General features: G+C 66.0%; 24 protein-coding genes and 1 other RNA gene. 8 read left to right on the top strand and 17 right to left on the bottom strand.

The annotated features are described in order from the left end of the window. Positions 1-24 precede the first annotated feature (24 nt). Positions 25-693, bottom strand: a complete 669-nt coding sequence (locus tag BUA54_RS13330; RefSeq protein WP_072857747.1) for a 50S ribosomal protein L25/general stress protein Ctc — start codon at positions 691-693, stop codon at positions 25-27. Between the two features lie 153 nt (positions 694-846). Here BUA54_RS13330 and BUA54_RS13325 point away from each other — a divergent pair, with 153 nt between their 5' ends. Further along, entirely contained in the window at positions 847-1,470 is a 624-nt protein-coding gene (locus BUA54_RS13325) for a YdeI/OmpD-associated family protein (protein ID WP_218588283.1), read from the top strand. Here the strand turns inward: BUA54_RS13325 and BUA54_RS13320 are convergent. From BUA54_RS13320 to BUA54_RS13265, 12 genes are all read right to left on the bottom strand, one after another. Beyond that, positions 1,467-3,347, bottom strand: coding sequence for an alpha-amylase family glycosyl hydrolase (locus tag BUA54_RS13320; RefSeq protein WP_072857746.1), 1,881 nt, complete (start codon positions 3,345-3,347; stop codon positions 1,467-1,469). The genes BUA54_RS13325 and BUA54_RS13320 overlap by 4 nt on opposite strands. A 159-nt stretch (positions 3,348-3,506) precedes the next feature. Continuing rightward, positions 3,507-4,670, bottom strand: coding sequence for an alpha-hydroxy acid oxidase (locus tag BUA54_RS13315; protein ID WP_072857745.1), 1,164 nt, complete (start codon positions 4,668-4,670; stop codon positions 3,507-3,509). Between the two features lie 61 nt (positions 4,671-4,731). Next, on the bottom strand, positions 4,732-5,169 hold the full coding sequence (gene dtd, locus BUA54_RS13310) for a D-aminoacyl-tRNA deacylase (RefSeq protein ID WP_072857744.1): 438 nt from the start codon (positions 5,167-5,169) through the stop codon (positions 4,732-4,734). 1 nt (position 5,170) lies between these two features. Then, positions 5,171-6,076 carry a carbohydrate kinase family protein gene (locus tag BUA54_RS13305; protein ID WP_072857743.1) on the bottom strand — a complete coding sequence of 302 codons (906 nt, stop codon included), beginning with the start codon at positions 6,074-6,076 and terminating at the stop codon, positions 5,171-5,173. A 13-nt stretch (positions 6,077-6,089) separates the two neighbouring features. Beyond that, positions 6,090-7,190, bottom strand: a complete 1,101-nt coding sequence (locus BUA54_RS13300) for a TFIIB-type zinc finger domain-containing protein (RefSeq protein ID WP_072857742.1) — start codon at positions 7,188-7,190, stop codon at positions 6,090-6,092. Between the two features lie 69 nt (positions 7,191-7,259). Next, the gene (locus BUA54_RS13295) at positions 7,260-7,679 is read right to left on the bottom strand and encodes a cytochrome b (protein ID WP_072857741.1); all 420 of its coding nucleotides are present in this window, start codon (positions 7,677-7,679) and stop codon (positions 7,260-7,262) included. Between the two features lie 15 nt (positions 7,680-7,694). After that, positions 7,695-8,801: an SPFH domain-containing protein gene (locus BUA54_RS13290; protein ID WP_072857740.1), complete on the bottom strand. Its 1,107-nt coding sequence runs from the start codon at positions 8,799-8,801 to the stop codon at positions 7,695-7,697. A gap of 22 nt (positions 8,802-8,823) precedes the next feature. Then, positions 8,824-9,789, bottom strand: coding sequence for a DUF2927 domain-containing protein (locus BUA54_RS13285; protein ID WP_072857739.1), 966 nt, complete (start codon positions 9,787-9,789; stop codon positions 8,824-8,826). Positions 9,790-9,792: 3 nt separating this feature from the next. Further along, positions 9,793-10,962 carry a toxic anion resistance protein gene (locus BUA54_RS13280; RefSeq protein WP_072857738.1) on the bottom strand — a complete coding sequence of 390 codons (1,170 nt, stop codon included), beginning with the start codon at positions 10,960-10,962 and terminating at the stop codon, positions 9,793-9,795. A gap of 9 nt (positions 10,963-10,971) precedes the next feature. Next, on the bottom strand, positions 10,972-11,838 hold the full coding sequence (locus BUA54_RS13275; RefSeq protein WP_072857737.1) for a 5-bromo-4-chloroindolyl phosphate hydrolysis family protein: 867 nt from the start codon (positions 11,836-11,838) through the stop codon (positions 10,972-10,974). Continuing rightward, entirely contained in the window at positions 11,838-12,044 is a 207-nt protein-coding gene (locus tag BUA54_RS13270) for a hypothetical protein (RefSeq protein WP_072857736.1), read from the bottom strand. The genes BUA54_RS13275 and BUA54_RS13270 overlap by 1 nt, the downstream gene beginning before the upstream one ends. A gap of 87 nt (positions 12,045-12,131) precedes the next feature. After that, positions 12,132-12,983 (bottom strand): pseudouridine synthase, encoded by an 852-nt coding sequence (locus BUA54_RS13265; protein ID WP_084114400.1) that lies wholly within the window; start codon positions 12,981-12,983, stop codon positions 12,132-12,134. 64 nt (positions 12,984-13,047) lie between these two features. On the opposite strand from BUA54_RS13265, the gene BUA54_RS13260 reads away from it, so the two are divergent. Further along, positions 13,048-13,494, top strand: coding sequence for a nucleoside deaminase (locus BUA54_RS13260; RefSeq protein WP_072857734.1), 447 nt, complete (start codon positions 13,048-13,050; stop codon positions 13,492-13,494). A gap of 52 nt (positions 13,495-13,546) precedes the next feature. On the opposite strand, the gene BUA54_RS13255 is transcribed toward BUA54_RS13260, so the two are convergent. Further along, positions 13,547-14,236 carry a metal-dependent hydrolase gene (locus tag BUA54_RS13255; RefSeq protein ID WP_072857733.1) on the bottom strand — a complete coding sequence of 230 codons (690 nt, stop codon included), beginning with the start codon at positions 14,234-14,236 and terminating at the stop codon, positions 13,547-13,549. A gap of 198 nt (positions 14,237-14,434) precedes the next feature. Between BUA54_RS13255 and gatC the strand changes: the two genes are divergently transcribed. The 6 genes from gatC (at position 14,435) to rpmG (ending at position 18,395) form a co-directional block, all read left to right on the top strand. Then, a complete protein-coding gene (gene gatC / locus BUA54_RS13250) occupies positions 14,435-14,722 on the top strand; it encodes an Asp-tRNA(Asn)/Glu-tRNA(Gln) amidotransferase subunit GatC (RefSeq protein WP_072857873.1) in 288 nt (95 codons plus the stop codon). Then, positions 14,722-16,203 (top strand): Asp-tRNA(Asn)/Glu-tRNA(Gln) amidotransferase subunit GatA, encoded by a 1,482-nt coding sequence (gatA, locus tag BUA54_RS13245; RefSeq protein WP_072857871.1) that lies wholly within the window; start codon positions 14,722-14,724, stop codon positions 16,201-16,203. Before gatC ends, gatA begins: the two co-directional genes overlap by 1 nt. 33 nt (positions 16,204-16,236) lie before the next feature. Next, positions 16,237-17,007 carry a hypothetical protein gene (locus BUA54_RS13240; RefSeq protein WP_072857732.1) on the top strand — a complete coding sequence of 257 codons (771 nt, stop codon included), beginning with the start codon at positions 16,237-16,239 and terminating at the stop codon, positions 17,005-17,007. A gap of 65 nt (positions 17,008-17,072) precedes the next feature. Then, entirely contained in the window at positions 17,073-17,690 is a 618-nt protein-coding gene (locus tag BUA54_RS13235; protein ID WP_483869215.1) for an N-acetylmuramoyl-L-alanine amidase, read from the top strand. Between the two features lie 12 nt (positions 17,691-17,702). Beyond that, positions 17,703-18,093: RNase P RNA component class A (rnpB, locus tag BUA54_RS13230), an RNA gene on the top strand. 134 nt (positions 18,094-18,227) lie between these two features. Next, positions 18,228-18,395 carry a 50S ribosomal protein L33 gene (gene rpmG, locus BUA54_RS13225; RefSeq protein WP_072857731.1) on the top strand — a complete coding sequence of 56 codons (168 nt, stop codon included), beginning with the start codon at positions 18,228-18,230 and terminating at the stop codon, positions 18,393-18,395. Between the two features lie 55 nt (positions 18,396-18,450). Here the strand turns inward: rpmG and BUA54_RS13220 are convergent, their stop codons facing one another. From BUA54_RS13220 to BUA54_RS13210, 3 genes are all read right to left on the bottom strand, one after another. Then, the gene (locus BUA54_RS13220) at positions 18,451-19,335 is read right to left on the bottom strand and encodes a DMT family transporter (RefSeq protein ID WP_072857730.1); all 885 of its coding nucleotides are present in this window, start codon (positions 19,333-19,335) and stop codon (positions 18,451-18,453) included. Positions 19,336-19,451: 116 nt separating this feature from the next. After that, positions 19,452-20,222 carry a Bax inhibitor-1/YccA family protein gene (locus BUA54_RS13215; protein ID WP_072857729.1) on the bottom strand — a complete coding sequence of 257 codons (771 nt, stop codon included), beginning with the start codon at positions 20,220-20,222 and terminating at the stop codon, positions 19,452-19,454. Positions 20,223-20,356: 134 nt separating this feature from the next. Further along, on the bottom strand, positions 20,357-21,328 hold the full coding sequence (locus BUA54_RS13210) for an NADPH:quinone oxidoreductase family protein (RefSeq protein WP_072857728.1): 972 nt from the start codon (positions 21,326-21,328) through the stop codon (positions 20,357-20,359). Positions 21,329-21,598: the final 270 nt, after the last annotated feature.

Raw genomic sequence — 21,598 nt, 5'->3', positions numbered from 1 at the left:
GGGGCCCCGCAGGGCCCCGATCCATCAGTTCTCTTCGTTCTCGGGATCGGCCGGCGGGCCCATCTCGGTCGTCGGGACCTCGTCCACCGCGACATCCTCGTCGTCGTCGGCTGCGATCGTCTTGGGCGCCGCGATGTTGGCGATGACGAAGTCGCGGTCGCTGATGACCGGCTTGATGTCGCCCGGCAGCGCGATGTCGCTGAAGTGGATGACGTCGCCCATCTTGCGGCCCGCCAGATCGACGGTGATGTGGTCCGGAATGTCACCGGCCAGCACGTTCATCTCGACTTCGTTACGGACCACGGTCAGCGTGCCGCCGCCGGATTTCAGCGCCTTGCACTCTTCCTCGTTGATGAACTCGACGGGGATGAAGATGTCGACGCGGCTCGTGCGCTTCAGGCGCATGAAATCGACGTGCGTCGGCAGGTCCTTGACCACGTGGCGCTGGACACCGCGGCAGATGATCCGCACGTCGTCATGGCCGTCGACCTTCAGGTTGAAGAGCGTCGACATGAAGCGGCCCTTGCGCAGGCGCGTCAGCAGTTTGTTGAAATCGAGGTTGATGGGCAGCGGATCGGCGCCCCCACCGTAAACGATTCCCGGAACCATTCCGTTACGACGAGCTGTGCGGGCGGCCCCCTTGCCTGTCCCCGCGCGAACCTCGGCGTGCAGATCAGGGATCTTGTCAGCCATTGGTAATTCTCCGATTGTAGTGGGACCGCCCTCCAAGGGTGTGCGGCCCGATGAAGTCGCCCCTATAGGGCCAGTCGCGCGGTTTTGGAAGGGGGCATCGCAGGGTTTCGCGCGGATCGCGGTGACGGTCCGTCGTCGGGCAGGACGTTCGCCATGATGATCACGGATGTCGAGGATTACTTCACGCAAGGTTGCGGTCGCTGTGACCGCTTCGCGACGCCGGACTGTTCCGCGCGCCGATGGATCGAAGGTCTGAACGATCTGCGTCGCATCTGTCGCGACACGGGGTTGAAGGAGACGGTGAAGTGGGCGCATCCCTGCTATGTGCACGCCGGACGCAACATCGCGCTGATCGGCGCGTTCCGCGAGGATTTTCGACTGAACTTCATGAACCCGGCGCTTTTGGACGACACGGCGGGGGTGCTGGAAAGGCAGGGCGACAACAGCCAGACCGCCGGATCGCTGAAGTTCACCGACAGCGCGCAGGTGGCCGAGAGGGAACCGATCATCCGTGACTACCTTGGACAGTTGATGCGCCACGCAGAGGCCGGGACGAAACCCGAGAAGATACCGGTCAGCTTTACGCTGCCGGACGAACTTGTTGCCACGCTCGACGACGACCCCGAGATGGCAGAGGCCTTCGTCCGCCTGACGCCGGGACGCCAGCGGTCATGGGTGCTGCATCTGGAAAGCACAAAGGTGCCGGCCACCCGCGTCGCGCGGATTGCGAAGGGGCGCGACAGGATCCTTGCGGGCAAGGGCGCGCAGGAACGCTAGCGCAGCCAGAGGCAGCCGTAGGGCGGCACGGTGATTTGGGCGTCGCCGATCTGCGGGACCTCGCCCGTCAGCAGGTCGATCCCGCCGCCGTCCAGTCCCGTGTCTGCCGCCGAAAGCGACTGCGGGTAAGCGGTGAAGTTGGCGACGCAGGTGACGGTGCGATCGTCGCCAAGACGCTGCCAGACGAAAAGCGCCCGGTTGCCCGTCTCGACCACCCGGGTCGGCACGTCACCCGCCAGCTGCGGGGTCGCCTTGCGTGTGGCCATGATGTGTTTCAGGTCGGCGCGGATGCGGGCGGCGGGGCCAGTCCCGGCCTCGGCCGCCTTCCAATCCATCACGGGCCGTTGCATCCAGCGTCCGTCGTCAGCCAGCGCCGGATCTATTAGGTAGGAATGATCGTTCGTCATGCCGATCTCGTCCCCCATGTAGATCAGGGGGATGCCGCCGTAGCTTGCGATCAGCGCGTGACCCAGCCGGATGCGGGCGACGGCCGCCGTGATCAGGGCCGTGTCCTGCGCTTCCATCGCCTGTTCCAGCCCGGCAAGGCTGGCAAAGCTGCCGTTGGTGCGCCGGTCGCCGGTCTCCTCGTTCACCTGAAAGTCGGCCCCGCGGGCCCAGCTACCCGGAAAGCTGCCATTGTAGAAATCCGACAGATACGCCCGGTGGGCCCTCGCCTCCATATTCGGGATATGGGCCGTATCCTCTGGCGTGATCGCCCAGCCGATGTCGTCGTGGCAGCGGATGTAGGGGGCGAAGGACGCGCGGCGGAAGCTTTCGGGGAAATGGGTCTTCAGCACATGGGTCATCAGCCGCGTGTCGCCGGAGGCGAGCGAGGACCAGAACTGCACCATCAGGTTGTTGTGGTAGGCCAGCTGGCTGACCTTGCCCGCATGGGTCCCGGTGCCGAGGTAGGGCACGAGATCCGAGGGGCCCACGATCGCCTCAGCCTTGCAGATCACCGCCGGGGCACTGATGCGGATCGACTGGGTCAGCAGCTGCAGCAGGTCGTGAACCTCGGGCAGGTTCTGGCAACCGGTGCCCATCCTCTTCCACATGAAGGCCACGGCGTCGAGGCGGAAGACCTCCACCCCCTGGTTGGCGAGGAAGAGGATGGTGTCGAGGACGGCGAGGAAGACCTCCGGGTTTTCCCAGTTCAGGTCCCACTGGTATTCGTTGAAGGTCGTCCAGACCCATTTGCCCATGTCTGGGTAGAAGGTGAAGTTGCCGGGGGCCTGGGCAGGAAAGATCTCGACCAGCGTTTCCTCGTATTGTCTTGGCAGGGTGTCGTCGTCGAACATGCGATAGAAGGCCTGGTAGACCGGATCGCCGGCACGGGCCCTTTGCGCCCAGTCGTGTTCCTTGGCCGTGTGGTTCAGCACCATGTCTATGACCGGACTGATGCCGGCGGCGCGGAACTTCAGCATTGCCTGCTGGAAATCCGCCATGGTGCCAAGCTTGGGGTCGATCTCTCGATAGTCCATCACCGCGTAGCCGCCGTCGTTGGCGCCGGGGCGTGGCTTCAAGCAGGGCATCATGTGGGCATAGGTGACGCCAAAGTCCTGCAGATAGGGGATGCGGGCGGGCAGATCCGTCATCCTGCCGGCGAACCTGTCGATGTAGAAGACGTAGGCGACCATTTTCTCGGACAGGAACCAGTCGGGGTCCAGGTCGCGCTTCAGGTCGAGCAGGCGCAGGTCGGCGGGGCGGTCCTGCCAGCGGGTTTGCAGCAATGCCTTCAACCGGTCGAGGAAAACCTCCGCGTCGATCGTGTCGCCATAGAGCCTGCGGATTGGTCCCGTCAGGTCCCGACGGCCGCGGTCCCAGCGCAGCGCGAAAAGCTCGTCGTCGGTGATCGTCTTGCGCGGCGTGCGGGCCATGCTGTCCTCCTGTCTTTCGACTATGGCGGGCCTGCGCGCCACGGCAAGGGTGGGATGCGGGGGCGAGGGCGGGACGCCTCCCGCGGGGGAGTATTTGGGAAAAAGCGAGGATGGGCGATGATCGTCCTAGTCGGGTGCGCGCGCCAGGAAGGGGGGGCGTCAGGCCCAGTCGCCCTCGAAGTCCCTGGGCACCAGCAGGATATCGCGGTTCACGTCGGCGATGTCGCGCTTGCCGCAGAGCGCCATGGTCAGGTCCATTTCCCTTTGCAGGATCTCCAGAGCGGTGGTGACGCCCTTCTGGCCCATGGCCCCCAGCCCGTAGATGTAGGCCCGGCCGATCATCACACCGTGCGCCCCCAACGCGCGGGCCTTCAGGATGTCCTGGCCGGAGCGGATCCCCGAATCCATCAGCACCTCGACCCGGTCGCCGACGGCGGCGACGATGGCGGGCAGCATCCGGATTGCCGACAGCGCGCCGTCGAGCTGCCGCCCGCCGTGGTTCGATACGACGATGGCATCGCAGCCGAGGTCGGCCGCCTTCTTCGCATCCTCCACGTCGAGGATGCCTTTCAGGATCAACTTGCCGCCCCACTTCTCCTTCAGCCGGGCGACCATGTCCCAGTCGAGCTTCGGCTCGAACTGCTCGGCCGTCCAGGACGACAGGGACGACATGTCGGTGGCGGATTTCGCGTGACCCACGATGTTGCCGAAGTTGCGGTTCCTGGTCTGCAGCATCTCCCATCCCCAGGACCACTTGGTGGCGAGGTTCAGGATCGTCTTCGGCGTCAGCTTCGGCGGGGCCGAGAGGCCGTTCTTGAGATCCTTGTGCCGCTGCCCCAGCAATTGTAGGTCGAGCGTCAGCACCAGCGCGTCGCAGCCCGCATTCTTCGCCCGCTGGATGATGTTGTCCACGAATTCCTCGTCGCGCATGACGTAAAGCTGGAACCAGAACGGGGCCTTCGTCGCCTTGGCCACATCCTCGATCGAGCAGATCGACATGGTGGACAGCGTATAGGGCACGCCGAAATCGCGAGCGGCGCGGGCGGCCTTGATCTCGCCGTCCGCATTCTGCATCCCCGTCATGCCGACGGGGGCAAGGGCGACGGGGATCGTCACGTCCTGCCCGATCATGGTGCTGCGCAGGGTGCGGTCCGACATGTCGACGGCGATGCGCTGGCGCAGGCGCAGCTTGTCGAAGTCGGAGGTGTTCTCGCGGAAGGTCTGTTCGGTCCAGCTGCCGCTTTCGCAGTAGTCGAAGAACATCTTGGGCGCGCGGCGGCGGTGCATCCGCTTGAGGTCGTCGATGGTCGTGATCACGGGCATGGGGCGCCACCTGTCTGAATGGGTCGGCCTACCTTGCCGGTTGCGGCACAGGGGTGCAATCCTAGACCTCGAGCATCAGCGTCACGGGTCCGTCGTTGACGAGGCTGACCGCCATGTCGGCGCCGAACTGCCCCGTGGCGGTCGCGATGCCCAGCTTGCCCACCTCTGCGACGAACGTCTCGTAGGCGGCTCGTCCTTCGTCCGGCGGGGCGGCAGACGAAAACCCGGGACGGTTGCCACGGCTGGTGTCGCCGGCGAGGGTGAACTGCGAGACGATCAGCGCGCTGCGGTGGGTGTCCAGCAGCGACAGGTTCATCTTGCCCGCGTCGTCCTTGAAGATGCGTAGCCTGGCGATCTTTGCGGCCATCTTCGCGGGCGCATCGGGCGCATCGCCACCCATGGCGCAGATCAGGATCAGCAGGCCGGGGCCAGTCTCGCCCACCATATCGCCGTCGATGGCGACGGAGGCCGCGCTGACCCGCTGGATGAGGGCGCGCATCCTAGAGCTCGTGAGCCCAGGGTGGGTTGGCCCCGGCGCGGGCGACGGTGATCGCGGCAGCCTTTGCCCCCAGCTCGGCGGCGCTGCGCAACTGGTTATCGGTCGCGCCCGCGACGCCGGCCTTGGTCAGCAGACCGGCGCGGTCCAGACCGGCCAGGAAGCCCGCGTTGAAAGTGTCGCCGGCGCCGACCGTATCCACGACCTGCGCCCGCTGCGCGGCGACGTCGAAGCGGCCACGCCGGGTGATGATGGTCACGCCGTCGGCACCGCGGGTCAGCAGCACGACCTGCGTGGCTTCGTTGTCCAGCAGCCCGGCGCCGTCGCTGTCGCCGGTCAGCCACTGCAGATCCTCGTCCGAGATCTTCACCACGTCGGCCACCGCCAGCATCGCATTCAGGCGGGCGCGATAAGCGTTTTCATCGGTGATGAAGCCTGGGCGGATGTTGGGGTCGATCATCGTCAGTTTCGCTGGTGCTTCGCGCAGCATCAGCGCCTTGTAGGCCTCGCCGCAGGGCTCGACGACAAGGCTTATGCCACCGAAGAACAGGGCGTCGGCGGTGACGTCGGGCAGATCGGCGGGGGTCAGCATCCGGCCCGCCGTGTTTTCATCGTAGAAGGCATAGCTGGCGTGGCCGTCAGTCAGCCGCACGAAAGCAAGAGTGGTGGGCCGGTCCGAGACATGCGCCGGGCCGCTGTCGACCTTGCTGTCGGCCAGAACGCTGCGCAGCTGCTCTCCGAAGAGGTCCGACGACAGGCCGCTGAAGAACTGGACCGGCGCGCCCAGCCGTCCCAGCGCGATCGCCGTATTGAAGACGGCACCGCCGGCGTAGGGGGCAAAGGCCGCCTCTCCTGCCGGTGTGTCGCGCGGCAGCATGTCGATCAGCGCCTCGCCGCAACAGATGATCATGTGCCGGTCTCCCTCATTGGCTCATCGCGTAGAAATAACCGACCGTTAGCGCAATCACCAGCCCGAGGAGGACGGCGAAGCCGATCTTCCATTTGGAGTAAGGCCTCTCGCCCTGCACACGCCCGGTCCGGCCGTTGACGACGAAGCGGTAGGTCTGCCCATTGTACTTGTAGGCGGCCAGCCAGACCGGCAGCAGGATATGTTTGAAGGTCACGGCGGAAACCTGCGTCTGCACGTCCGTCACCCGCTGCTCGTCGCCGCCGATATCGAAACGCACGTCGCGCAGGATCATCCGGTCCATGTAACCGCGTGCCTCGGCAAAGCCGTCCTGCAGCTCGACCTGATAGCCTTCAGCCCGGAAACCGGCGAGGTATTGCGGCTGGTAAGGCTCCAGTTCCGACAGGTCCCAGGGTTCCAGCCCGTCGGTATACTGCTTTGGCAGGCTGTGGGACGCGAGGACCAGCACATCGTCGAAGAACCGCTGCACGCGGCCCGACACGCCGCGCCAGCGGGTATGGCGCTGCTGGACCGTGTGCGGCTTGCCGTCACGCATGACGGTGTGGGTGGTGTAGTAATAGGTGCCGCGCTGGCCGGTGTAGGCGCTTTGGGTCTGGGCGTCGAAGGTCCAGTAGGGCACGTAGATGCCGTCCATCGCCCGGCCCTTGCGGGCATAATCGGTCAGACCGTTCGGCGCGAACCACAGGCTGCCCAGCCAGTCGGTCATCGCGTCCCGCGCGCGGGACTGGTCCAGCGCAAAGGGAAGAAGGCCGCGCGGCTTGATATGGCGGTGGGTGCCGGTACCGGTGACGACCGGCGTCGCGCAGAAGGGGCATTCGGCGGCGTGGGTGTCACCCTGCAGCTCGAACTGTGCGCCGCAGTTGGGGCAGGACTGGACACGGGTCTCCTCGATCTCGGCCTCGGGCAGGGCGGCGTTCAGGGCCTGCCGAAAATCCAGCTCGGCCACGGTGGCGAAGGGACCCGCCGCATTGCCGATCGACTCGGTATTGCCGCAATGGTCGCATACCAACTGGCCTGCCGCCGGATCGAAGCGCAGGTCCGATCCGCAGGTGTCGCAGGGGAAACGGTGTTCGGTCTGGGCGGCGTCGGTCGGCATCGGGCCCTCGGGCTGGGGGGACGGTCAGCCCAAGGGATAGCGGGGGGCCGCGCGGGACACCAGCACCGTTCAGGCGGTGGCGCCGCGGGTCATGCGCCGCAGTGTGCCGTCCTTCAGCGCATAGTGATGGTAAAGCGCCACGAGTGCATGGCCCAGCGCCACGATCATCAGGCCATTGGCGACGACCGCATGGGGATCGCCGAGCGCCCCGATCTTGAAGTACCAGGTAAGCGCCCCCAACACCGGGACGAGAAGCATCAGCAGATACAGCAGCCGATGCCCCCAGATGCCCGCCCTGTGCAGCAATGGCGGCGTGTCGTTGACCGGCGCGGGGGCGCCTTGGGTGCGGCGCACGATCATGCGGATCAGCACCAGCAGCAGCACGGCCGTGCCCAGCCAGACGTGCCAGGTGTTACCCTCGAATCCCGTCTGATCCTGTCGAAACCGGGTGCGCAGGGCGCGACCAGCGTCAGCACAGGACCGTCGCAACCGTCCAACGAAAACTCAGGCGCCCGGGGGCGGGGGCGGCATCACGGTGAACAGCTGCGCCAGCTCCGTGTCGACCGCGGGTTTCCATCCGTCCTGTCCCTGCGTCCAGACCATGCTGTCGCGGGACAGACCGCCGTCGGTGACTTTGCGGCCCATCGCGGCCTTCGAGAACGGGCCGGACACCTGACCCGCATCGGCGATATGCCAGACCTTCTCGGTCACGGGCGGCGGTGGCGGTGCCGCGACCGGAACTGCCTGCGGCGCCGGACCCCATGGTCCGCCCTGCATCATGTTGCCCATCTGCATGCCAAGACCGGCACCCATGCCCATGCCCATCGCCTGACCGGCAGCGCTGCCGGGTTGGGTCATCGCCTCTGCCGCCTTCCACTTCATGTGGTCGTCGAGGTTGCCCGTGATCCCGCGCGACGTGCGGGCGTCGAGCGCCTTCTCGACCTCCGCCGGCAGGCTCACGTTCTCGATGTAAAGCTCGGGAATGTCGATGCCGTAGGCGGTCATGGTGGCGTCGATGGCCTTGGCGACCAGATCGCCTAGATCCTTCGTGTTCGCCGCCATGTCGAGCGCCGGGATCCCCGAGGCCGCGATGGCGCGGGAGAATTCCTGCACGATCACGTTGCGGACCTGAAAGCTGATCTCGTCCGCGGTGAATTCGCCGTCCGTGCCCACGATCTCGCGCATGAAGATAGCCGGATCGCTGACCTTCATCGCATAGGTGCCGTAGGCGCGCAGGCGGATCAGCCCGAACTCCGGGTCGCGCAGCATGATCGGGTTCTTGGTGCCCCACTTCAGGTCGGTGAACCGCGTCGTGTTGATGAAGTAGATTTCCGACTTGAACGGGCTCTGGAACCCGTGGTCCCAGTGCTGCAGCGACGTCATGATCGGCATGTTGTTGGTTTCCAGCATGTACATGCCGGGGGTGAAGACATCGGCGAGCTGTCCTTCGTGGACGAAGACCGCGGCCTGTCCCTCGCGCACCGTCAGCTTGGCGCCGTACTTGATCTCGTGGCCCTGCCGCTCGAACCGCCAGACCATGGTGTCGCGGGTATCGTCGGTCCATGCGATGACGTCGATGAACTGGCCGGACAGGAAATCGAGAATACCCATGGTCGTGCCTCCTTTGAATGTGTCAGCTGTTGCCGCCTACCAGCTCCGTCGCGATCTGGCGGGCGATGGGGGCGGCTTCGGCGGCGGTCATGCCGGTGGTGAAACGCTTGTCGTAAAGCATCTTCAGCAGCAGTTCGTCGTGGTTCGTCAGCAGCCCGAATTCCTCGTCGTCGTTGAAGATCGAGGGACGGGCCTGAGGGCTGTCGTTGGCCAGACCAAGGCCCTGCGACAACTCCTCGTGGATGCAGGACGTCGTCAGCAGGTCCGGATGCTCCGCACGGATGACGGCGATGGCCTTGGCATAGCTGCTCGATCCGCCTTCGGAAAAGGCGATGACGATGCACAGCTGATCGCGCGGCAGGTTCATGATGGCGCGCAGGCTGCTGCCGCCGATGCCCGGCACCAGTTCGCGCAGACGCGCTTCGTACCCGGCGCGGTCGTCTTCAGACAGGAAGAGGACGTGATAGTTCGGATTGCTGTCCGTCATGCGGATCGGCAGGCCGGAAATCCGCGACAGCCGCGCCGCGTAGGCTGTCACGCTGGTCCGGTCACGGTCGCGCTGCGCCGCCGGTACCGAGGCGCCGAACTCCACGGACATGCGGACCGGCTGGTCCCAGCGCCGCAACTTCGATTCCGTCGCCTCGGCGCGCAGCATGTCACCGTCGCTGACGTATTCATCGTAAAGCGCGATGCGGATGAAATCGCGCGCCAGCATGGTGTCGGTAAAGGGCGTGTCGGGTCCACCTCCATCGCCGCGCAGCAGGCCCTGCGCCAGCAGGTCGTTCTGAAGGCGCCGGTAATAGATGCGCAGCGCCTCGCTTTCCGCGCTCGGCACCGGCACTTCGTCCGGCGGCGGGGTCACGACGCGGCTGACCGGGCGCGCCACGATGGACGGCGCGACGGGCGCCACCACCGGTGGCGGCGGTGCGGCGCAGGCCGACAGGCCCAGCAGGGCCGCGACCGGCAGCGACAGGGCCCGACGGACCATGGTTCAGGCGGTCCCCGCCGGAGTGGTTCGCGACTTCGCGGCGGACAGGGTGGCCTTCAGGTCGCCCTCCATCCGCTGAAGCTCTTCCTCCGCGGCGGCTCGCTTGCGCTTGCCTTCGTCCGCGATGGCAAGGCTTTCGTCGATGGTGGCGATCAGATCGGCGTTCGCCGCCTGAATCGCCGCGATGTCGAAGGCGCCGCGCTCGACCTCCGTCCGGATCGCGGTATTCGAATCCCGCAGGTTCTTGGCATTGGCACGCAGCAGGTCGTTGGTCAGATCACTCGCCTCGCGCACGGCGCCCGCCGCCTCTGCCGACCGCTGGATCGTCAGCGCCTGCGCCAGCTGGTTCTCCCACAGCGGCACGGTGTTCAGCAGGGTAGAGTTGATCTTGGTGACAAGACTCTTGTCGTTTTCCTGCACAAGCCGGATCGAGGGCAGGGACTGCATCGTCACCTGTCGCGTCAGCTTCAGGTCATGGACGCGCCGTTCCAGATCATCGCGCGCGGTGCGCAGGTCGCGCAGCTCCTGCGCTTCCATGACACCGTCGCCCTCGGACGAGGCGGCGGCCTCGCGTTCCTTGGCGGGGATCTCCTCGGCATCGATGCGGGCCAGACGCGCTTCGCCTGCGGCAATGTAAAGACCCAGCTCGTCGTAGAACGCCAATGTCTTCGCATACAGTCGGTCGAGGGATTCGATATCCTTCATCAGCGTCGTCTCGTGCCCCAGCAGGTCGTCGGTGATCTTGTCGATCTGGGTCTGCACATCCTCGAACCGCGCCACGAACTTCGACAGGGGGGTGGCACGCCCCAGCAGCTTGTCGAACCACCCGCGCTTGGCTTCGGGGTTCAACTCGTTCGCCGAAAAGCCGCGGATCGTGCTGACGATACTGCGCAGGGAATCGCCCGCCGGCCCCACGTCCTTGTTGCGTACGCCGGCCAGCATGTCCTGAGAGATTTGCTGCAGGCCCGACTGCGCCGCCGTGCCGAACTTCACGATGGAATTGGTATCGGTCAGGTCGATCTCCGCCATGCGGCGGGTGATCGCCTCGCTGGTGGACCGGTCGGCGGTTTCCAGTGTCACCGCATCGCCGGCAGGTTCCGGCAGCACCACTGCGGTCATGCGCTCGACCTCGGCAAGGGTCGCCTGTGCGCGGTCGCGGGTCTTGTCGGCCATTGTCCTGTCCTACTCGTCTGCGATGCCGTCCCGCGCCAACCGGTCGCGAAGCACCTTGATTTCGATATCCATATCACTGCGGTCATCACGTAACAAACGTGTCGTGTGGGCGGCAAAGTTCCGATCCAGATCGTCCAGCAGCGCCATGTAGTCATCGCGCGCATCCGGTGCGTCACCGCGCAGCGCGACATCGGCGTATTTCTCCGTCGCGTCGCGGGCACCCTGCAGATAGACGCCCAGATACTTCCGCGCGCCGGTCAGATCGCGCGGATCTTCCTCGACCGTATCGATCATGCGGCGCGCCGTCGTCTGGAAGGCGGCAACGCGGGCCTGCAGGGGCCGGTCGTCCAGTCGGGAGGCCTGCGACGACATCGCGGTCAACAGCGCCTCCGCTTCCTCGACCACGCGCGCGACGCGGTCCTGCTGGAAGGCATCGACGCCGGCCGCCCGCTTGTCCTGCATCGGATCGATGCCGAAGGCCGCCAGATGCGCCAGCATCGCCACGAGGCCGTAGACCACGCAGCCGACAGGGCCGGCCCCCGTGACTGTCGCCAGCGCCACACCGGCGCCAGTCAGCAGCGCAGCGAGGATCTTGCGCGGCACAGGCGGGCGACGTGCCACCGTGCGCGCCCGCCACGCCGCATCCGCCCGCAGCCCACCGCGCAGCAGCCAGGCGCCCAGGCCCAAAGCCACCGCACCCGCCAGCCCCGTTGCCAGCAGCGCGGGGCCGCCCGTCAGGGACCTGAACAGCAGGATGACCGGCGGCAACAGCATCAGGTTCGCCCGCGCGCCCACCGGATCGACCACCGGCCGCGTGCCCGCATCCGGCACGGCGGTGGCACCGGGGCTGTATTTGCCGCCGTAGGGTTTCGCCATCAGCCCGCTCCGACCAGACCGGTGCTGACACCCAGCAACAGCAGGATCATGAAGCCGAAGGAAATCATGCGCACCGGCCCCGGCAGGCCCGTCACCGGCGTCGCCGCGTGCTCTGAATCGCTCAGATTACGAAGGGCCGCCAGTGCCGCCATCGCGGCCAGCGCCAGACCTGTCAGCAGGGCGAAGAAAAGGATCAGTCGTGCCATGTCGCAGTCGTCTCTCGTTCCGGATCGTCAGGGACAAGGTAGGTGCGACCGCACCGCATTGCGAGCGTCCATCCTGCCGATATTAGCTCACCGGGGACCGCGCTTCGGTCCGGCGGGCTTGCCCGGACCCTTGCGGGCAGGGGCGGCGCCTTCGGATTTCATCACACGCGTGATCGGCTTGCGCGCCTTCGCCTTCTGCGGGGCCGGCGTCTCCAGCCCAAGCTGCTCGCGCAGGACACGGCCCTTGACCTCCTCCACCGCGCCGGGCTCCAGCTTGCCCAGCTGGAACGGGCCGTAGCTGACGCGGATCAAGCGGTTCACGGTGGCGTTCACCGCCTCCATCGCGCGGCGGATCTCGCGGTTCTTGCCTTCACGGATGCTGATCGTCAGCCAGGCGTTGGCGCCCTGCTGCCGGTCGAAGGTCACGATCATCGGCTGATACTTCACGCCATCGACGGTGATTCCCTTGCGCAATTCGTCCAGCCGCGCCTCTGACACCGATCCGTTGATCCGCACGCGGTAGCGGCGCAGCCAGCCGGTCGATGGCAGCTCCAGCTTGCGCTTGATCCCGCCGTCGTTTGTCAGCAGCAGAAGCCCTTCGGAATTGATGTCGAGCCGCCCCACCGACATCACCCGCGGCATGTCATCGGGCAAGGCGTCGAAGACCGTCTCGCGGTCCTTTTCGTCCCTGGCCGAGGTCACGAGGCCCGCCGGCTTGTGATAGAGCCAGAGGCGCGCCGCCTCCGGCTGGCCGACAGGCTTGCCGTCGACGACGATGCGGTCGCGGTCGGTCACGTTCAGGGCGGGGCTGGTGATGGTCTTGCCGTTCACCGACACGCGCCCTTCCTCGATCATGCGTTCGGCGTCGCGACGCGACGCGATGCCGGCGCGCGACAGGACTTTGGCGATTCGGTCGCCGTCAGGGGGGGTATCGGTCATGCCCTTCGCATAGCCCCTTTCGTGGGGGCTTGCCAGAGCGGGGCAGGTCCGGGCATCAGGGGCCATGACATTCCGCAGTTTCATGCAGTTGGCGCTGGCAGAGGCGCAGGCCGCGGGTGGCCGCGGCGAGGTGCCGGTCGGCGCTGTCGTCGTCGGCCCGGACGGCGTCCTGGCCCGCGCCGGCAACCGCACACGAGAGCTGCACGACCCCACGGCCCACGCGGAGGTTCTGGCGATCCGCGCCGCCTGCGCCGCCCTCGGGCAGGAGAGGCTGGCCGGCTGCGATCTTTACGTCACCCTCGAACCGTGCCCGATGTGCGCCGCGGCCATCGCCAACGCGCGCATCGCGCGGCTCTACTACGGCGCCGCCGATCCGAAATCCGGTGGCGTCGCCCAGGGGCCGCGCATCTTCGCGCAGCCCCAGTGCCATCATGTACCGCAGGTCTACGACGGCATCGACGCCACCGCGTCAGAGGCGCTGCTGAAGACATTCTTCGCGCAACGCCGCTGACGATTTTTCTCGAAAAATCGCATGCTCCGAATTTTCTGGAAAATTCGGCGACCTAGAGGCTGACGGTCTCCATCACCGCCGGCGTCCTGACATCGACACCGGGCAGGCCGTCAATCAGGATTTGTGCGTCTTGCGCCAGCGCCGGGAAGGTCTTGTAGTGACAGGGGATCACCGTCCCGAACTTGAAATAGCGCTTCGCCGCATAGGCCGCCCGCGCCATGTCCATCGTGTAATGCCCGCCGGCGCAGAGGATGCCGATGTCCGGTTTGTGCAGGTCGCCCATCCATTCCATGTCGGCCATGATGTCCGTATCGCCGGACAGATAGATCGTGTGACCCTCGCCGGCGATCATGTAGCCCGCCTCGTGCCCGGCATAGCGCGGGCCGTCGTCGGTGCCGATAGAGGACGAATGCGTCGCGTTCACCATCGTCACCTTGGCGCCGTTCAGATCGACGGTACCGCCCTTGTTGAATTCGACCGTCTCGATCCCGTCGCCGCCCAGCAGGCCGCACAGCTCCGGGATGCCGACCAGCGTGGCGCCGGTCTCGCGTGCGATCGCACCCGCGTTGGCGGCATGGTCGCCGTGGCCATGGGTCAGCACGACATGGGTCGCACCTTTCAGCGCATCGTCGCGCCGGTCTTGCGGGAACGATGGATTGCCCTCCAGCCAGGGGTCGATCAGCAGGATGGCGTCCTCGATCTCGATGCGAAAGCTGGCATGGCCGAGCCAGATGATGTTCATGGGACTTCTCCGAAAAAGGGATCGGGCGACCCGGACCGGGCCGCCCCGTGTCCGTTGTTGTAGGGCGCGCCGCCGCGCCGTCCCGCGGAATTCCATACGCGGCGCCATTACATCCCGCGCGGGCAGACGGTTGTAGCCGCGGCAAGGCCGGGGTAAATGCGGGCGCAACAACCCCGCAACGATCCGATCGGAGTGCGCATGGCCATCGATACAGACACCGCCCGCCGCGTGGCGAAACTAGCCCGCATCAAGGTCGAGGACGAGGCTCTGCCCGCACTGGCGCAGGAATTCAGCGCGATCCTGGGCTTCATCGAGCAGTTGAACGAGGTCGATGTCGACGGCATCGACCCCATGACCAGCGTCACGCCGCAGCGGCTCTATCGTCGCGACGATGTCGTGAATGACGGCGATCAGCAGGCGCGGGTGCTGGCCAATGCCCCCGACGCCCGAGAGGGATTCTTTGCCGTGCCGAAAGTGGTGGAATGATGACCGACCTGACCAAGCTGACCATTGCCGCCGCCCGCGACGCCCTGCGCAAGGGCGAGGTCACGAGTGCCGAACTGACCACCGCCTGCCTGACCGCGATCGACGCGGCGGACGCGCTGAACGCCTTCGTCCACAAGACGCCGGATGTGGCGCAGGCTCAGTCCGCGGCTGCAGATCAGCGCCTTCAGGCGGGCGATGCGCCCGACCTGTGCGGCATCCCTCTGGGGATCAAGGACCTTTTCTGTACCAAGGGCGTGCCGAGCCAGGCCGCCAGTCGCATCCTCGAAGGATTCCGGCCGGAATACGAATCCACCGTGACGACGCAGCTCTTCGATGCGGGCGCGGTCATGCTGGGCAAGCTCAACATGGACGAATTCGCCATGGGCTCGTCGAACGAAACCTCTGTCTACGGCGACGCCGTGAACCCGTGGAAGGTCGACGACCGCAAGCTGACGCCAGGCGGCTCCTCCGGCGGCTCTGCGAGCGCCGTGGCTGCCGATCTTTGCCTCGGGGCCACCGGCACCGACACCGGCGGATCGATCCGCCAGCCCGCCGCCTTCACCGGCATCACCGGCATCAAGCCGACCTATGGCCGCGTCAGCCGCTGGGGCATCGTGGCCTTCGCCTCGTCGCTCGATCAGGCCGGCCCGATGACCAAGGACGTGCGCGACAGCGCGATCCTGCTGCGCGCCATGTCGGGCTTCGATCCGAAGGACAGCACCTCTGCCGACATCGCCGTCCCGGATTTCGAGGCCGCGCTGACCGGCGACATCCGCGGCAAGGTCATCGGCATCCCCAGGGAATACCGCATGGACGGGATGCCGGCGGAGATCGAGAAGCTCTGGTCCGACGGCACCGCCATGCTGAAGGACGCAGGCGCAGAGATCCGCGACATCACCCTGCCGCATACGAAATACGCGCTGCCCGCCTATTACGTCATCGCCCCGGCAGAGGCATCGTCGAACCTTGCCCGCTACGACGGCGTCCGCTTCGGGCATCGCGCCAGGATCGCGCAGGGCGACGGCATCACAGAGATGTACGAGAAGACCCGCGCCGAAGGCTTCGGGCCGGAAGTGCAGCGCCGCGTCATGGTCGGGACCTACGTGCTGTCCGCGGGCTTCTACGACGCCTACTACAACCGCGCCCGCAAGGTCCGCGCGCTGATCAAGCGCGATTTCGACCAGGTTTTCGCCGACGGCGTCGATGCGATCCTGACGCCCGCCACCCCCTCCGCCGCCTTCGGGCTGGGAGAGATGGCGGATGCGGACCCGATCAAGATGTATCTCAACGACGTCTTCACGGTCACGGTCAATCTGGCAGGCCTGCCGGGCATCGCGGTGCCGACAGGAACCGACGCCACCGGTCTGCCGCTCGGCCTCCAGCTGATCGGACGGCCATGGGAAGAAGGCGATCTGCTGAACGTCGCGTATTCACTTGAACGTGCAGCCGGTTTTGTCGCAAAGCCGGACCGTTGGTGGTAACACCGCCTTAACCTCTGCAAAGGGCTTTCTGCCGTGATCCGTTCCGTCGTCCTTCTGTCCCTTCTGACCGCTGCGGCCTGCGCGCCGAAAGTGCCCGACAGCGGGCGCCCCGCGGCGATTGCCGCAGCCCAGCGCGAACAGGCCGCCCGCGACGCGGAACGCGCCAGCCAGACCGCGACCTTCGCACCGCCCGCACCGGTGCAGGCGGCCAGCCTGCCGCAGCCGGATGCCGGGCCCGCGCCTGTCGTCGCCACGTCCGAACTGGCGGCACTGGGCATCGGCGGCGGGCCGGTGGGTCTGGCACAGGATCAGGCGATGCAGCAGCCGCTCGACACTTCCGGCGATATCCTGCGCGTGCAAGGGGTAGAGGCGTCGCCCGCCAACGCGGCACCGATCATTCCGAACAATCCCGGCCTGTCGGACGAACAGTCGTTCGAGGCCGTGTCCAACCGGGAAAGCATCGAGAGCGATGCCGAGCGCCGGGCGCGGCAGGCGGCCGCCCGTCAGATCGTGATGCCGTCGGCCCTGCCGGAGCGTCCCTCCGATACCGGCCCGAACATCGTGCAATATGCCCTGAACGCCCCAAACAAGATGGGGCAGGAGTGGTATTCTCGCTCGATCTTCGCCGGCAAGGGCAAGTTCGAGCGCAACTGTGCCGCCTACAACTCCCCCGACGCCGCCCAGCGCGATTTCCTTGCGCGCGGCGGGCCCGAGAAGGATCCCCGCGGTCTCGATCCCGATGGCGACGGCTTTGCCTGCGGCTGGGACCCGGCGCCCTTCCTGCTGGCGGCGGGCGGCAACTGATCCTGACCGACCGCACCTCGCCCAATCAGGGGCCCCGCCGCGACGAGGCGCGGCCCGATCTGGTCGTGATCCATTACACCGCCATGCGGACGGCCGCCGCCGCCTGCGACACGCTGTGCAATCCTGACACGCAGGTCTCGGCCCACTACCTGATTGCCGAGGACGGTTGCGTGCTGAACCTCGTCCCGGAGGAGATGCGGGCATGGCATGCGGGGGCAGGGCAGTGGGGCGACGTCACCGACGTCAACAGCCGGTCCATCGGCATCGAACTGGCCAATCCCGGCCATTGTCCCTTTGCCGCATCGCAGATGGACGCACTCTGCGACCTGCTGGATGGCATCCGGGACCGCTGGGCGATCCTGCCGGAGCGGATCATCGGCCATTCCGACATGGCACCGGGGCGCAAGATCGATCCCGGCGCACGTTTCGACTGGCGCAGGCTGGCGCGGCTGGGTCTTTCGGTCTGGCCCTCTTCGGTTGCTGACGCGCCCTCATCGGATATGTTCATCCCGCTGATGCGGAGCGTCGGCTATACCGCCGACGTGGCCGACGAGGTGCTGCTCTCTGCCTTCCGCATGCGGTTCCGGCCCCGCGCGACGGGGCCCTTGTGTCCGGCGGACATGGCGCTGATCGCCGATCTGGCGGAACGCTTTCCCGTTGACGCTTCGCCCGCCACCGCTTAGGCGATGGCCCGTGCGGATGGCTGGACGGTCGCGGGCGGCAACGCTCGAGGAAAGTCCGGACTCCATGACGGCAACGGTGCCGGGTAACACCCGGCGGGGGCAACCCCAGGGAAAGCGCCACAGAGAAGAGACTACCCTGCGTGCAGGGGAAAGGTGAAACGGTGGGGTAAGAGCCCACCGCGCGACCGGCAACGGAAGCGGCACGGCAAGCCCCACCGGGAGCAATGCCAAATAGGGGCCTTGCGCCGGTGTGATCCAGCGATGGATATCCCGGCAGGGACGCCTGACCCGAAAGGCCCGGGTTGGCAGCTAGAGGGTCGTCGGCAACGGCGGCTTTAGATGAATGATCGTCCAGCCGCCGCAAGGCGGTGGACAGAATCCGGCTTACAGGCCATCCGCACATGACCTGCCGGTGACACGACGGGCCGCCGCAACGACGGCTTTTGTGGTTGACTCGGGCCCGCCGGTGGTTAGAAGGCAGACTTCAAGAGATTTGATGCGCAGCACGCATTCCGCGCCGCGAACAGGAGACGACACATGGCGAAGCCAACCACCATCAAGATCCGCCTGAACTCCAGCGCGGGCACCGGGCACTTCTACGTCACCAAGAAGAACGCCCGCACCATGACCGAGAAGATGGTCATCAAGAAATACGATCCCGTCGTGCGCAAGCACGTCGAATACAAGGAAGGCAAGATCAAGTAATTGATCCGACCCCGATCCTTTCGCTGGGCCTCGCATCTGCGGGGCCTTTTGCGTTTCAGCGTCGGCCGCCGCGCCACATGATGAACAGGCCCGACAGCACGATCAGCCCTGACCCCATCCATATCGCGGGACCGGGGGATTCGCCGAACAGCGCGACGCCCAGCGTGACGCCGAACAGCAGCCGGGTATAGCGGAACGGCGTCACGGCAGAGACGTCACCGCTGCGCATCGCTTTCATTAGACTGGCGTATGCCATGGTGCCCGCGGTGACCGCGCCCAGCAGGAACAGCGCTGCCGGAGGAGTCGGCACCAGAAAGGCCGATCCGTCCCAAAGGGCAAAGATCACGCCGGCCACGACGATGGCGGCAAAGCCGGTGATCCCAAGGCGCAGCGTCCCTACCGTGACCGGTGCCGCGCGGCTGGCAAGGTCTCGCCCCGCAAAGCCGATCATGCCCGCGACGGCAAGGATCGACACCGCAGAGAACCCTTCCGTTCCCGGCCTGACGATGACCACGACGCCGGCCAGACCGATCAGGATCGCGGTCCAGCGCCGCCAGCCCACCCGTTCCCCGAACAACAGCGCAGCGCCCGCCACGACGACCAGCGGCGTCGCCTGCAGGATCACCGTCGCGACCGACAGCGGGATCATGGCGATGGCAAGGGTATAGAACAGGCGACCCGTCACTTCGAACACCACGCGGATGCGCATGGGGCGGGACAGGATGTCGGGCACGAAAAGTGGCAGGCTCTGGGCCCGCACCAGCGCGGCAAAGACCAGCGCGCCGCCAAGGCCGAATAGCACCAGCACCTCGCCCACCGGCAATATCTGCGCCGCCGCCTTGATGAATGTATCCTCGACCGCGAACAGCGCCATGGCGAGGACCATGAACGCACTGCCGATCAGGTCTGCGCGGCGGGCGGCTTTCGTCATTGCGGTCATCGGTCGGGTCCAGGGTCAGGCGATCTTGGCTCGATGCCTGCGCCGAACGACGGGGATTGGCAACGAAAAAGGCCGGTCGCGGGGACCGGCCTTGATGCCTTGAACTTTTGTGCGGCTTATTCGCGGTTGCCGAACAGTTGCAGCATGAACATGAACATGTTGATGAAGTCGAGGTAGAGGTTCAGCGCCCCCATGATCGCCGACTTGCCCAGCCACTCCGCATCGCCATGGGCGGCGTGCGAGATGTAGTCGGTCTTGATCTTCTGCGTGTCATAGGCGGTCAGGCCCGCGAAGATCAGCACGCCGATGGCCGAGATCGCCAGTTGCACGACGGGCGAACCGAGGAAGATGTTCACGATCGAGGCGACGATCAGACCGATCACGCCCATGATCAGGAAGCTGCCCCAGCCGCTGATGTCCTTCTTCGTGGTGTAGCCGTAAAGCGACAGGCCCGCAAAGGACACGGCGGTGATCAGGAAGACCTGAATGATCGAGAAGCCGGTATAGACCGCGAAGATCCACGACAGCGACAGGCCCATCAGCGCCGCGAAGGCGTAGAAGAACGTCTGCGCGCCGGCGACCGACAACTTGTTGATCATGGCTCCCATGGCGAACACCATCGCGAGCGGCGCGAACATGACGACCCATTTCAGCGGGCTGGTGTACAGCAGGACGCCGAAGTCGGTCAGGTAGGTATTGGCACCGATCTGTGCGCCGGTCGGCACGGGGGACAGGGCAAGGCCCGAGATCGCCCATGCGGCAGCCGCCGTGATCAGCATGCCGACCGACATGATGCCGTAGACCTTGTTCATATGGGCGCGCAGCCCTTCGTCGATTGCCGCGCCACGGACAGTGCCCGTGGTCCGGATCGTTTGATATTCAGCCATCAGGACCTCCGTTAGAAAAATGCGCGCCAGTCGTCCGACGCTTGCGCCCAATATCGGGACGGATGCCTTGCATATCAAGAGGCCGCCGCATGCCGAAGACCGCTTGCCGCATCATCTTTCGGGTGCCGCAAGGGTCACGGCGTGATGACGACCTTCCCGGTCGCCGCGCGCGATGCGATAAGGTCGAGCCCCTCCTGCGCGCGGTCCAGCGGCAGAACCTCGCTGATGTGGGGATGCAGGAGCCCCTGTGCGTACCATTTCATCAATTCCGCAAGACTTTCGGTCAGCGCCTCCGGGTGGAACTTCAGGTAGCCGCCCCAATAAAATCCGATCACGGAAATATTCTTGACCAGTAGAATGTTGGCCGGGATCTGCGGCACTGTGCCGCTGGCAAAGCCGATCGCGATCACGCGCGCCTCCGGATTGCAGACGGACAGGGTCGCCATGAAGGCATCGCCGCCGACCGGGTCGTAGACCACGTCGACGCCACCGATTCCGGCGCAGAGCGCCTTCAGACGGGCCTTCAGGTCGCCATCGGTGGAATCGATCAGGTAGTCGGCGCCGGCCTTGCGGGCGACCTCCAGCTTGTCGGCGCCGCGGGCGACCGCGATCACAGTGGCCCCCAGTGCCTTGCCGATCTCGACCGCGGTCAGCCCGACGCCACCCGCCGCGCCCAGCACCAGAAGGGTCTCGCGCCGCCGCAGGCCCGCCCGCCGGGTCAGTGCGAGGTGAGAGGTGCCGTAGGCCACCTGGAACCCGGCCGCGACCGTATCCGGCATGTCGTCTGGCACCGGCCGGCAGAGGACCGCCGGAAAGACGCCCGTTTCCGCCATGCCGCCCCGACCACCGAAGACGCAGACGCGGGTCCCCACGGGGGGTGTCGTCACCCCGTCGCCCAGAGCCGTCACCGTGCCGCAGACCTCCATCCCGAGGGTAAAGGGCAGGGGCGGCGTGTCCTGATATTTTCCTTGCGCCATCAGCATGTCCGCGAAATTGATGCCGCAGGCTCCGATCCGCAGCGCGACCTCACCCGGTCCGGGGACGGGGACGGGACAGGTCACGATCTGCGGTGGAGCGGTGAAGGATTGAACCTGAAACGCGCGCATGGGATGAGCAACCTTTCGCCATGGAAATTTCGCCTTATCCGGCCGAAACGGCTTTCATTTGTCAAGTTATCCCCTTAAGCACCTGACCAAGCGTCAGATTTGGCCTTTTGGCTAATGGTGCCGCGGCAAAACTGTCCTTTAGTCAAGGCAATGACGTGCAACCGTTGCGTGTTTCGATTACAATGGGATACCCCATGGCACCAGATATTGGTAGCTACGTTCGACACCATCGGGTCCGTTCGAAGGCGCGCGTTCCGTCAATGTCGTTAA

It is taken from the genome of Loktanella atrilutea (genome assembly GCF_900128995.1).
GTDB lineage: Bacteria > Pseudomonadota > Alphaproteobacteria > Rhodobacterales > Rhodobacteraceae > Loktanella > Loktanella atrilutea.
This window is presented reverse-complemented; position numbering and strand designations above follow the sequence as displayed.